The sequence below is a fragment of the Dolichospermum lemmermannii CS-548 genome (assembly GCF_028330815.1).
In the GTDB taxonomy this organism is placed as follows: domain Bacteria; phylum Cyanobacteriota; class Cyanobacteriia; order Cyanobacteriales; family Nostocaceae; genus Dolichospermum; species Dolichospermum lemmermannii.
The window spans coordinates 1-13,003 of the sequence record NZ_JAQMTJ010000083.1 but is presented as its reverse complement, the minus strand read 5'-3'; the positions used below and the strand labels follow the sequence as shown (position 1 = coordinate 13,003).

Here is a 13,003-nt window from a genome sequence, read left to right as displayed (position 1 = left end):
TTAGGTTCAACAGGGTTTTATCTTGCTCACGAGTTAAAAATACCCTTAAACGAGCGCCCATATTTTAATCACCTCAGTAGATTGATTTTCCGTATTTACTTATCTTTACATAGTTTGATTTCTTTGCGCCGACTTACTTACATGAAAACTGCTGTAATTGTCAATTAAACTGATTCTGGTGCTGGTATGGGGAATATTTCTCCAGCTAAATATGCGGAAAAGTGCTTTTGAAAATAAAGCCAAGATGTCATATCTTCCCCCTCAACATAACTTTTTGGGGCTGCTTTATATAAAGGAACGCGAGTATTTATTTCCTGTTGTAAAATTGGGTGTAATGCTTGTAAACCGCTGACTTTATTACCTGTAGCACTGTAGATTAAATAACCAGGATGTTTACCCATTTTCATCCAAGGTAACCATTGACCAATTCTATCCCAAGACAGGCTTAATTGCGTAACTGAATTTAGTTCTGCATTTTCTAATTCTGCTGTAGGTACAGAGATTTTAAATAATTCTGCGGCTTGATAAATTCCTCCTGGACAATAATCAGCAAATTCGGGATTTTCGGCTAAAGGATTCGGATAGTTAGGAAAGATATCAAATACAAAATTAGTTTTTTCTCCTGCTATTTGGACAGGTAATTTATTTTTAAATTGACCTTGAACGGGACTATTAGCAACGTGCATAACTGTAACTGTTTCCTCTGTCCAAGGGTTTTCCCATTGATGTAAAATCTCCTTTGTTTCTGGGTTGAGATAATAAGTCAGTTCTCTAGAAGTAAAATCCCAACTACCTTCCTCAGTGGGAATACAACGACTTACACTCATTCCCACAATTTTAAATAATAATTGTCGTTTTTCTCCAGGAATAAAACTATAAATATTCCCTGTCCAACTCAGAAAATTAGATTCGTTAGCATCTAAAGAAGCACGGGTTTTAATCCATTGTTCAACATCTACTAATTGGGTTTGTCCTATCATGCTATATCTCCTGAAATCTTAAATTTTGTTAAATTGGCTAATTTTTACTTACTTTCCACTATATTCCAAAAATAACCATCTGGGGCAACAAAAGAAAAACTATTTTCTGCAAATTCATTATTTACAATTTCCGTAATTTTTTTTGCTGCACTTTCTCGCACTAGTTGCCAATACGTCTCTATTTCCTGCACTTTATAAGTATAAAGACACATTCCTAAACTTCCTGGTTGGGCATCTACAAAACGTGATTCTAAGGTAATATTTTCTGGAAAGCGAATAATATAAAGTCTACCACTTCGCGCTGCCATAAAATCAGTTTGAGAAGAACGAGGATCATCAAAAGCCGTAACTATAAATTTTTCTCCTGGGTTCAGTGCAAAAAATTCTCTTCCTGCTAAAGATGATTCATAAGTTGTTTCTATATCATCACGTACACGCAATAAACCTAAAACTTGTTCATAGAATTTGAGAATTTCCTTACTATCATCTTGGACAACTATACCTACATGAGTAAACTGACTAGTTTTTAAAGGTGCATGATCATTAATATGTCCATAATTAGTCACATCATAACCAAAACGTTGAAATAAAACTTGCCGACTAAATGGTTGAAGTAATAGCATTTCTCGTACCCCCACCAACGGTTCTACGAAAGGACGAATTTTTTGATCTTTGTTATAAATTACGTCCCAGTGAGTTTGAGTGTAAAGAATGTTTTCACCAATTGATTTTGCTGCTTCCGCATGATTTAAAATCCCTAATATATCCGCAGTTAAGGTAGTAGCCCAACGATTACCTTTTGTTTTCATGGAACTCACACCTAACCCTGTAGATGTAGGATTTTGCCAAATCATTAACCGAATTAATCCATGATCTGCATTTTGATGATAAAGTCGAATAGTCTGTAAAGGTGAATTTACCCGATATAGTTGATAAGCTGTAGTTGCGGTTAATTCTCCTATTTCTCCAATCCGATAACCAAATTGTTGCCAATATTGAATTGCAGAAATAGCATCTGGGACACCAATACAGACTTCATATATGCTGCTAATTGTTGTATTATTGTTTGAATTCATAATTTATTTAGGGAGAAAATTTTATGGTTAAACGGAATAATTCAGTTAAGTCCATGTCCGCAAATGGGGAAAGTTATGAAGCTAAGATAGCAGAAATTGAAACTATTATCACTCGCATTGAAGGAGGTGAATTACAATTAGCGGATATATTTGCAGAATTTGCCACTGCGGTTAAGTATTTACAAGAATGTGATAGTTTTCTACAGCAGCAACAGCAGCAGGTAGATTTGTTAATTGAAACTTTGCAAGATGACCAGAAGTAAATAAACGGAAGATAATCAAAATATGCGACAATATGCAAATTTTCCTGAATGCGTTATCTTAGTTGAGTTTTGTAAAATTGTCAAAACCAAATAAGTAATAAATACTTTTTAAATACAGCCAAACATACCATTCATTATTACCGTAATTGTGGTAATTGCCAAAATTAGTTAATTCAGGTATCAGAAACAAACATTATTTTGGATATGTTGAAACTTTACCTGATTAACCAAATTAAAAAAAAATTAACTTGTGAGACTATTTGCTAATTAATAACTATGGCTTACAAATCTTTCTGAGGAATCGGTTCATGAAACTCGATCATTAATTGCATGGTTTCTACGGCTAAATCACGTAAATCTTGATTGAGATATACAGCACCTTGAGAACCAAACCAACGGTCAAAAATCGCCACATATTTGGGGTTATTGTTCACAAATCCTTGCATAAATTTGACGAGGGAATAATTCACTGAATTGAGGAATTTAGAGTTATTCTCAGGAACCATACAAGCAATTCCTTCTCGTGAATAGGGACGAGGGGGGACTATGGCAAAACTATCTGGATTTTTTGCTGTTTGTAACCATCCCTCTAAAAGAATGCTATCGGATGCAAAAGCGTCAATTTTACCCTGTTCCAAAGCTGCAAATGCTTCCGGTCTAGTCTTAAAATATACAAGTTTGGACTGGGGTTGTATTTGCTTGATTGATTGTTCATTGGTAGTTCCAGCTAACACACCCACACGCTTATTAATCAGGGATTCTGGTGAACCTAAATTGGTTTCCTTTTTAATTAAAATTTGCGTCCCTGTGACACCATAACTAATAGAAAAATCAACTTTTTTATCTCGTTCCCAAGTAAAACTACTGGCATCACAGACAATATCAACTTGTCGGTTAATTATCTTGGGAATCCTTGCTGCTGGGGTAACTGCAACTAATTTAAGTGTAATTTTTTTGCCTAATTCTTTCTCTAATTGCTGTTGGATTAAAGTTAGCATATCCACAGAATAACCAGTCAATTTTCCTTGACTGTCGGAGTAGGCAAATGGTAAAGCATCTTTGCTTGTACCAGCAGTTAATACTCCTGTTCGGGCTACTTTTTCCATCACTGTTTCTGCCTTAGCAACACCGGGTATTAATCCTGATAATATCAAACCGAAGATCACAGGGGCAATATTTTTATATATCTTCGACATAGTGAAAGCAGGTAAATGGGAGAGATTTATTTTGGTACTTACAAACATATTAATCTTGCGGAATCCATAGAATCAAAATGATTAAATTATCTCTATTAAAGATCAAGTTAACAGTTCTAGAAATGATTCTTCACATTAGACCCTGTACAGAATTATGAAACCAATTAATTCATCCGTCTTGATCTGCGTTTATCTGCGTTTATCTGCGTTTATCTGCGTTTATATAGCGATCGCAGAGGAAATTATCAAAAATTCTGAATTGATGAAAAGTTCCTTGTCTGGTAATATAGTAATATCTCTACTGTATGACGCATTGATTCGTCTGCAATCCCTTTTGGCTCGATGGTTTGCAGTAAATCTGATATTAATTTGTCACTCTCAATAATTTTTTGCGTCATGTCTCCTATTCTATGACACTGTGTGTACCTCGTTGCACTTATTTTCCTCTGTTACCCCTATTTATTGAGCCGATACTGCAGGCTTGTGTAAGTACCTATCACCAACTTGATTATTTATTTAGTTATACTGCGGGTTCATTAGGACTATCAGATACAGGACAAATGCAGCGATATTTGTTTTTACCTTATTGGTTTTGGGGGCTATTAATGGCGATTGCATCTTTGGTCATCTTAGTCCAAAGTTTGCGCGTTATCTATTCAACAAATCAGCAATAAATACTATTGATATTATTCAATCTGTTCACAACAAATTAACAGTTTTTCCATAGCTTCAGCCAAAGAAATTAACTCTTGCCAAGAAGAACCACTAACTAAGTTTTGAGCGTGTGCTAAACGGTTGCGTAAACGTTCAGCAGACTTGAGAAACTTTTCCCCAGAGCGTTTTGAATTCAATCCTAATTGCGGAAGTAGTTCTGGCTGATTTAATATCAATTCTCGCTTATCGCAAAATTGTAAATAGTCTAATAAATCTGTAGCTTCGTTTCTTTCTCGACTCTCACGCCATAATTTTTGAGCCGCCTCCAGTCTATCAGGTTTAAGAAATTGTTGCCAAGAATCTTGAGGATAATAAAGCCTGACCAATCGTAACAAATTCATTTCTAAAAGGGTGATAAAGCTAAACAGTAGCATTCGCACAGGGGCTTTTTGTAAATCACCGTAAGTAATAATACCACTAACTTTGTTAGAATCTAAGACAAATAATCTGGGTTTTTGTGCTAAGATAGGCAATAATTTCATCAAAGGTGTGGAAATAGCAATTAATTCTTGGGGATGAAATATCTGTTGGTAGTCGCTACATTTTCCAGCGTGACATTGTATTAAATGAGAACGTTCCACATAACCACTAACAATATTTTCTGTCTCTACCCCTACCACATCAAAATCTTGTAACTGCATCCAATGTAATACTTCTTTGACATCAGCATCAACCGACACAGCCTTGAGAGGTTCGGCTACATATTCTATAGTGATACTTTTCTCAAATAGGCCGCGTAAATCTTGCGAGCGTGATTTTAGCTGTTTCATCTACCCTGAGAAATAAAATAAATATTAGCAAAATTAGTATTTCATAAAACTCCCTACCATAACTGTTCTTTAGATTCATCTTTGTCAAAGTAGGAAGAACTTTTCCACTATAGTTTAATTTTTGATACAGTATTAATGCTGAATGTAATATAACGCAATTATTTTCCATGTCAACACAAAAACCATCTGTTAGTCTCATTCGGGCTAAATCCTACGAACAGGAAGCTTTAAAAGAATCCTTAGAAACACTGCTAGAACCTTTAGGGGGTATGGCTGCTTTTGTGAAACCAGGAAACCGCGTTTTACTCAAACCCAACCTGCTCACAGGTTCTCGTCCTACTAAAGAATGTACCACCAGACCAGAATTAGTGCGTGCTGTTGCCGAAATGGTAATTGCAGTGGGTGGAAATCCATTTTTAGGAGATAGTCCCGCTTTTGGTAGTGCTAAAGGTGTGGCCATAGCGAATGGTTTATTACCAATTTTAGAAGAACTAAAATTACCACTTGTGGAATTTCACGGGAAACGTTATCAAACCGTCAACGACAATTTTAATCACTTGCTTTTATCGAAAGAAGCAATGGAAGCAGACGTGATTATTAATCTGCCTAAAGTTAAATCTCATATGCAATTAACCCTAACTTTAGGGGTTAAAAATCTCTTTGGTTGTGTTCCTGGGAAAATGAAAGCTTGGTGGCACATGGAAGCAGGTAAAGATGCTAACAAATTTGGAGAAATGTTAGTAGAAACTGCCAGAGCAATTAATCCAACTTTAACAATTTTAGATGGAATTATTGGTCATGAAGGTAATGGACCAAGTGGGGGAGAACCTCGGAAATTAGAAATTCTAGCAGCTGGGAGTAATGTATTTGCTTTAGATAGAGCAATGTTAGAAATTCTCCAAGTTGCACCCGCACAAGTTCCCACAGTTGCAGCTTCCCAAAGATTGAGAATATGTCCAGAATTAAGTGATATTCACTTTCCGAATTTATCACCCGATTTATTACAAATTACAGATTGGCAATTACCGGAAAAGTTAATGCCCATAGATTTTGCCATGCCCCGTGTGATTAAATCTACTTTTAGGCATCTTTACATCCGATTCATTAAAGAACCCATGAGCGCTTATACTGGAGGACGCTTGTAAGGTAAAGTATGGGCAGGGAGTAAATTCCCTGTCTAAACCCATTGATTCTACCAAGTAGGTGTGATACCATCTCACTTAAGTCATTTGTATGTAAATATGAATCTATCTAACCAAATACTGAAAAATAATTCTGCTATTTTCTCGGTTACGGTGTCAATATTTGTATTTTTTGTAGCACTGATTCCCGTGCAAGCGGGAAAACTTGAGGACACTGCCCAACAAACTACAGTCCAAATTAATAGTGAAGGTAATAACTCTCCCGGAGGTTCAGGTGTAATTATTAATAAAAAAGGAAAAATTTACACCGTTCTAACGGCTAATCATGTTGTCTGTGATGCCATAAAGGGACGCAAAAAAATTACTTGTACTACAGACGTTAGTTACACAATTCGTACTTACACTGGTAAAGATTATCCGATTAAAGATCGTCGGGCATTACAGCAAAATGAGAATGACCCAGATTTGGCTGTGGTTACTTTTGAAGCCCAGGAAAATTATCCTGTCGCTACTTTAGGAAATTCTCAAGAGGTAGAAAGGGAGGCAGATATTAAAGTTACTGGCTTTCCTACTATTTTTGGTAAAGGGGGGACGGAGAGAGAATATTCAGTTACACGAGGAAAGGTGACTACTTTACTTCGCAAAGAGAAGAACGGTTATACCCTAGTATATGATGCCACTACTAAAACTGGTAATAGTGGCGGACCAGTGTTTGATATTTCTGGTAGAGTTATCGGTATTCACGGACAAGGTGATTATGGTGGAGAAGATGGCAGTGATCCGAGCGAGTTACAAACCACCAGAATACAGAAACCAGTCATACCTGTGAAAAAACTAGTACCTGGAAAAAAGGAAACAGGAACATCCCCAGAGGGAAAAACAGGATTTAATGGGGCAATTCCTATTAATACCTATTTTGCTCTCATTGGTGAGAAACCTCCTACTCCTAATCCTAGTAGGGGTGTAATTCCGCCAAAGACAGAACAAGAACCAATAGCCACAATAGGCAATACTGGAAACTTTCCCGCTAGTATGGACAAATTGGCAAAATTATTATCTCAAGGTGATTGGAAAGGGGCTGACGAGGAAACAAAGTCTCTAATGCTGGAGATTAGCCAAGCTTCTGGATCACTCAATGATAAGGCAATTTCTCGATTGTCCTGCGGAAAATTAAGCTTTATTAATCAAATTTGGCAAACTAAAAGCCAAGGTCGCTTTGGTTTTTCTGCACAAGCACAAAAATGGAAGAGTTTATTTGGTAATAAATTTGAACCAACTAACGAGCATTTTGAAGATTTTGCTACTGATTTAGGCTGGCGTTATCGAGGTAGATATTTATCTAAGGATCAGCTTAAATACTCTTTAGATGCGCCTAAAGGATATCTCCCTAGAGCATTTTTAGATGGACCTGTTTGGGGAAATTTTATTGCGTATTTCGATGGTTGTAAGATAAAGTAATTTCATACCTAGATGAATCTGCATACAATTTGAAAAGCATAAAACTATTGCTTATTAATTGCTGCGGGTATATATAGCTATAAATTGAGCCAAGCTTACTAACCTCATAGTTCAATCCGGTTCAATATCAAGAGTTGAACTCAACAATCAAAGTTAATATCCTTCGTTAACTGAAGCTTATTGACTAAATAACCGAAAAATTCTTTACTTTATGGTGAGAGAAATGTCAAAAAGAACTCGCTGCATATCCTATTTGATGAAGATTGTTGTATTGTCCACTCCATTAGTATTCATGCAATCCTTGCCGAGTTGGGGACAATCTGCTCCTGCTGCACCTGAGATTGGTTTTGAAGTTGAGGGACAATCAGAACTTAATCAGATAGTTTTGCCTTTGTTTAAATATGTGGGTGAATGTCCTAGTGCTGCAACTTATATAAGTGACACTAAAGCTTGGTTTACATCCTCAAGTGAACCACCAAAAAATGGCAGGAGAGTAATTATCAGAAACATTTCCCGGGGAATGTCTCCTGACAATTTCCCATACACTGATCGAGATTATAGTAAAGGGAGAGGCTCAGAGTCCACCAAAATAAGTATCGGGACTCGGCATAGTGGTAGTGCATTTGTTGTGAAAAGAGATGCCAATGAATTTGAATACGAGATTAGACAAGATAATTCAGTAGTTGAGAGGGGACAATTTTCTTCATTTGTCCGTGGAAGTTCTACTGTGTCAGAAATTCCTAGAGAAAAAAAGGAGGTTGATAAAGGATACTGTGCAGAATCAGGTAGAGGTTTGTTTTCCCCTTGTCGTCGCTGGGTAGAAAACAAAGTTAAAGAGTGTCCGAAAGACTAATATCTTATTGAACTAATTAGAGATTACGAAATCAACCGAAAACTTGCCTGTAGAGACGTTCCATGGAACGTCTCTATATTTTTTTGCCATTCCTTCTAATCCCAAAATAATGTAGTGTTTCGTAGTCAAAAGTAGGAATAAGCATCTTTGCTGTGGAGTTTTTTAAGTTGTAAATTTAGCAATGGTAGGCAAAAGACAAGCAATTTTTTCATAAATTTAAGTAGGTTGGCGTTAAAAATTGTCATTATGACAAGGGAACAGGGAACTCTTAACAGGGAACAGGGAAGAGGTTTTGGGCAACTTTACTTTTCGTTACATATTACTCTTCGAGCAGCCGCTTCGCGTCTACGGTTTTTTTCCGTTCACCTACATATTGAGGACTGCTATAATTTCCTCACTATAATGAAATTTAATTTTAGCTGCTTAATCAATGATCCCCGTATCGCTTTAGTATAGGTTGGTGTTAGCCATATTTCTCGCTACCCTATTAAATGAAATGACAACACAAAACTCTAAAACTCAGAACCGCTGTTGACTGCAACGCATGATGAATCAACTGAATAATGGTTTTACAATATTTCTCAGTCTGTTAGTGGAGGCGATGCCTTTTTTACTACTGGGTGTATTTTTCTCCAGTGTGCTACTATCCTTTGTCAATGAAAGTAAGTTAGTGGAGATCATGCCCAAAAATCCCCTGTTGGGGGCTTTATTTGGCAGCATGATGGGTCTTTTTTTCCCAGTCTGTGAGTGCGGTAATGTGCCAGTAGCACGACGGTTATTGATGCAGGGAGTACCCACACCAGTAGCAATTGGCTTTTTATTAGCAGCACCGACAATTAACCCAATTGTCATTTGGTCAACTTGGACTGCATTCCGGGATCAACCAGAAATAGTAGTGTTAAGAGTGGTACTCTCCCTAGCCATTGCTACCATTATTGGTGTGATCTTCAGTTTCCAACCAGACTTAGTTCCTTTTCTCCAACCAGCGATCGCTCGTTATCTCAAATTTAACCCCCCCGCAGCCCTGAAAACAACCCCCAAAGGCAGACAATCTCAACTACAACCCCAAACCAATCAGCCCAGTTTATTGCAATCAGGAACGTATATTCTGGGGGGAACTACGGGAGCATCAAAACGCATAGATAATAATTACGGTGAAGCTGCTGCAATTCCTAACTTCAGTAAACCCTTATCAGAAAAACTCCGTTCCTTATTAGATAATATTGTCCAAGAACTGCGGGAATTAGGCGGAGTAATGGTACTAGGAAGCGCAATTGCCGCCGCTATCCAAGTTTTAGCTCCCCGTGAATTGATTCTTGGTCTGGGGGCTGGGCCAGTTAGCTCAATTTTAGCCATGCTAGTATTAGCAGGAGTTGTATCAATATGCTCCACAGTTGATTCCTTTTTTGCCCTATCCTTTGCTTCCACCTTTACCAGCGGTTCATTACTAGCATTTTTAGTATTTGGACCAATGATTGATATTAAAGGCATTGGCTTGATGTTATCAATTTTCAAACCCAAAGCCCTGATCTATCTCTTTCTCTTAGCTGGACAATTGACACTTTTATTCACCTTATTTCTGAATTTGCACGTAATCTAATGTTAATTAAGGTGAATTTTCTGCTTTTCTCATCAAATGTGGGGTGTGAGGTATGGGGTTTAAATCTGGGAAAGGTGAAAATATAGTAATTGGAGATTAGCAAAAAGGCTATTGGTAATTTCTCCTTATCTACCCCCAGCCCTCAGTCACCTATCACTTATAAACTGTGATACCTAAATAACCTTAATGCTGAATTCCCAAACTAAAGCCCCAAATAAACTCATACCTTGGCTAGATGCGGTAGCTATTACAGCCTGGGGTATTTTAATGTTGAAATACTGGCTGACGGGCAAACTGTCTTTATTAATTCATCCTGATTACTTTTGGTTAGCCATTTCCGGTGGCACAGGTTTGTTGATAGTGGGTGTTTTTAAAGGGTTACAACTATGGAAACACCGCCGGCTTCCTGAAATATCTAATGTTCCACATATTAGTTTATTTCCCCCGGGCTGGGGTAGCTTCTTACTATTAACAGCCGCAATTTTAGGATTAATAATTACACCCCGCGCCTTTGCCAGTCAAACAGCACTAGATCGGGGTGTGACTGAATTAATCGGTGCAACTCGCGCCCAACCTCAAGCGTTTCGGGCTACAGTTCGTCCAGAAGAGCGATCGCTTGTAGACTGGGTAAGAACCCTCAATGTCTATCCCGAACCCGACGCATACACAGGACAAAAAGTAAAAGTGCAGGGGTTTGTGATTCATCAACCTAACGTCAGTGAAGAATACATATTTTTAGCCCGCTTTATTCTTACTTGCTGTGCCGCAGATGCCTATCCAGTAGGATTACCAGTGCAACTATCAGCTTCCTCCCGGCAACAGTACCCACCGGATACCTGGTTAGAAATAGAAGGACAAATGACAACACAAACTGTCGGAGAGAAACGCCAACTCACTATCAAAGCTAACGCTCTTAAAAAAATTCCTCAGCCGCAAAATCCTTACAGTTATTAAGTAGGTTGGCGTTGAAAATTGTCGTTATGGCAAGAGGCAATAGGCAAAAGGCAAGAGGCAAGAGTGAAGAAGTTTTGGGCAATTTTACTTTTCTTTACACAGATTGGTTTTATTGTGTTCACCTACTTAGTCAGGAGTAGATGATAAGTGTAACTTTTGCTGATTGCCCTTAAATACACAAAAGATGATCAATCTAAAATATAAAATCCAAAATCTAAAATTGTTAGATGAACAAATCCTATAAACTTATTCAACCATTAGACGGAATTGCGATCGCTGTCATGCTCCTACTGAGTGTGTTGATTGGGTTAATTATCTGGAAAGGTGATGTAGTCAAACCTATGGTTCGCACCTTTACCTGGGAAAATCAACAAATTGGCGCAGAGGATCTCTCCTTCTCCCTCACCTTTAGTCGGCCAATGGACTCCAAAAGCATCGAGGAGAATTTAAAAATAGATCCACCTCTAGCCGGTAAAACCAGTTGGGCTGGCAGAAGAATGGTGTACACACTCCTTACCCCAGCCCCCTACGGCACAAACTACCAAGTCAAACTAGAAAAAGGTCAAGATAAATATTCCCAAGCGGAAGGAAAAAACCGCGTCATGCAGCCTTTTACAGGTAACTTTTCTACCCGCAATCGCGTCATCCTTTATATTGGCTCGGCAGCAGAAATCCAAGGGCAGTTGGTACTTTATAACTTAACCCAAGAACACAAAAAAGTCCTTACCCCCAAAGACTTAATTGTGATGGATTTTGAACCATTCCCCAATGGTGAAAAAATCCTCTTCTCGGCTCGTTCTGCTAAAAATCCTGATTTACTTTCCGCCCAACTTTATACAGTCAGCACAGGTATTTCTAGTCAAATTGGGACAGAAATAGCCGCCGCAGGGAAAGTTGACCTAATTTTAGATAACAAAGAATATCAAAATCTCAAATTTGACCTTTCAGCCGATGGCAAAATTATTGTTATTCAAAGAGGTAAACGAGATAATCCCGGTGATTTTGCTCTCTGGTACTTATCAACCAGCAATGATAATTCCGCCGAAAAACCCACGCCAAAACGGTTACAAGGGCAGCCTGGTGGAGATTTTCTGATTACACCCGATAGCAAAGCCGTAGCAGTTTCCCAAGGACAGGGGACAGCAATTGTATCTTTAGACGGTGATAGCAACAAACCTCTCGATTTTCTGCCTCAATTTGGCTTAGTCCAGGCTTTCTCTAAAGACGGTTCCCAGGCAGCAATGGTCAAATTTAATACTGATTATACGCGAGATTTGTTTTTAGTTACCAACCAAGGTGTACAAAAACAATTATTAAAAACTACAGGCTCAATTCTTAGCTGTCAGTTTGACTCTGCTTCCCCTAGTCTTTACTGTTTAGTTACCCAACTTATTTCTAAAGAACAATACATAGAACAACCTTACTTGGTATCCATTGACTTGAAAACAGGAAAGCAAAAACCACTGCTGCTCTTACCCCCGGCTCAACGCAATGTCCAAACCAGTTTAGCACCTGACGGTTTAGGCTTCTTATTTGACCAAGTAGTTCCCATTGCCAATAACACCACACCATTACCCGCAAACACCTTAAAAACTGATGATGGTGAACCCATTGCTAGTAGTAGTCTCTGGTTAATGCCCATGCTACCTATAGCTGATAATACCAATATTGACATTAAACCAGAACAACTACCTCTCATGGGCTTTCATCCCCATTGGCTACCCTAATTAATTGACAATTGACAATTGACAATTGACAATTATTAATTATAAGGAGAATGCCGAAAACCCTTGAAGGCGTGTCCGACTCAGGAGGACACACCTGTGCAACAGCTGCGGGATGAAGGCTAGTTGCAGGATTTATCCTGCACTGACATTTTGTATATATTGTATAATAAACGCAGGTCGAAACCAAATCAAGTTGATTGTTCAAGGTTAAATCAATGTTAGTCCTAGAATACAAAGTTAAAGGTAAACAACATCAATACAACGCCATAG

General features: G+C 38.1%; 12 protein-coding genes and 1 pseudogene. 9 read left to right on the top strand and 4 right to left on the bottom strand.

What is annotated here, in order from left to right; translation table 11 throughout:
* Positions 1–164: 164 nt before the first annotated feature.
* Complete coding sequence (locus tag PN450_RS05425; protein WP_168695825.1) at positions 165–980, bottom strand: DUF1838 domain-containing protein; 816 nt, start codon at positions 978–980, stop codon at positions 165–167.
* Between the two features lie 44 nt (positions 981–1,024).
* A complete protein-coding gene (locus PN450_RS05420; RefSeq protein WP_271835656.1) occupies positions 1,025–2,056 on the bottom strand; it encodes a VOC family protein in 1,032 nt (343 codons plus the stop codon).
* A gap of 23 nt (positions 2,057–2,079) precedes the next feature.
* On the opposite strand from PN450_RS05420, the gene xseB reads away from it, so the two are divergent.
* The gene (gene xseB, locus PN450_RS05415) at positions 2,080–2,319 is read left to right on the top strand and encodes an exodeoxyribonuclease VII small subunit (protein ID WP_015080802.1); all 240 of its coding nucleotides are present in this window, start codon (positions 2,080–2,082) and stop codon (positions 2,317–2,319) included.
* A 281-nt stretch (positions 2,320–2,600) separates the two neighbouring features.
* On the opposite strand, the gene PN450_RS05410 is transcribed toward xseB, so the two are convergent.
* Positions 2,601–3,515, bottom strand: a complete 915-nt coding sequence (locus PN450_RS05410) for an amino acid ABC transporter substrate-binding protein (protein ID WP_246863077.1) — start codon at positions 3,513–3,515, stop codon at positions 2,601–2,603.
* Positions 3,516–3,669: 154 nt separating this feature from the next.
* Between PN450_RS05410 and PN450_RS05405 the strand changes: the two genes are divergently transcribed.
* Positions 3,670–3,900, top strand: coding sequence for a hypothetical protein (locus PN450_RS05405; RefSeq protein WP_271835655.1), 231 nt, complete (start codon positions 3,670–3,672; stop codon positions 3,898–3,900).
* A gap of 88 nt (positions 3,901–3,988) precedes the next feature.
* Positions 3,989–4,189: pseudogene (locus PN450_RS05400) on the top strand (M50 family metallopeptidase); the annotation flags it as partial.
* A 12-nt stretch (positions 4,190–4,201) separates the two neighbouring features.
* Here PN450_RS05400 and PN450_RS05395 read toward each other — a convergent pair.
* A complete protein-coding gene (locus PN450_RS05395; RefSeq protein ID WP_271835654.1) occupies positions 4,202–4,999 on the bottom strand; it encodes a CBS domain-containing protein in 798 nt (265 codons plus the stop codon).
* A 167-nt stretch (positions 5,000–5,166) separates the two neighbouring features.
* On the opposite strand from PN450_RS05395, the gene PN450_RS05390 reads away from it, so the two are divergent.
* The 6 genes from PN450_RS05390 (at position 5,167) to PN450_RS05365 (ending at position 12,733) form a co-directional block, all read left to right on the top strand.
* Positions 5,167–6,144 carry an Npun_F2552 family protein gene (locus PN450_RS05390; RefSeq protein WP_271835653.1) on the top strand — a complete coding sequence of 326 codons (978 nt, stop codon included), beginning with the start codon at positions 5,167–5,169 and terminating at the stop codon, positions 6,142–6,144.
* A 96-nt stretch (positions 6,145–6,240) separates the two neighbouring features.
* Positions 6,241–7,599, top strand: coding sequence for a GUN4 domain-containing protein (locus PN450_RS05385; RefSeq protein WP_271835652.1), 1,359 nt, complete (start codon positions 6,241–6,243; stop codon positions 7,597–7,599).
* 292 nt (positions 7,600–7,891) lie between these two features.
* Positions 7,892–8,452 (top strand): hypothetical protein, encoded by a 561-nt coding sequence (locus PN450_RS05380; RefSeq protein WP_213711575.1) that lies wholly within the window; start codon positions 7,892–7,894, stop codon positions 8,450–8,452.
* Positions 8,453–8,999: 547 nt separating this feature from the next.
* Complete coding sequence (locus PN450_RS05375) at positions 9,000–10,052, top strand: permease (protein ID WP_213714989.1); 1,053 nt, start codon at positions 9,000–9,002, stop codon at positions 10,050–10,052.
* Positions 10,053–10,238: 186 nt separating this feature from the next.
* On the top strand, positions 10,239–11,006 hold the full coding sequence (locus tag PN450_RS05370) for a TIGR03943 family putative permease subunit (RefSeq protein WP_271835651.1): 768 nt from the start codon (positions 10,239–10,241) through the stop codon (positions 11,004–11,006).
* A 227-nt stretch (positions 11,007–11,233) separates the two neighbouring features.
* Complete coding sequence (locus tag PN450_RS05365; protein WP_271835650.1) at positions 11,234–12,733, top strand: Ig-like domain-containing domain; 1,500 nt, start codon at positions 11,234–11,236, stop codon at positions 12,731–12,733.
* The last annotated feature ends 270 nt before the right edge of the window (positions 12,734–13,003 follow it).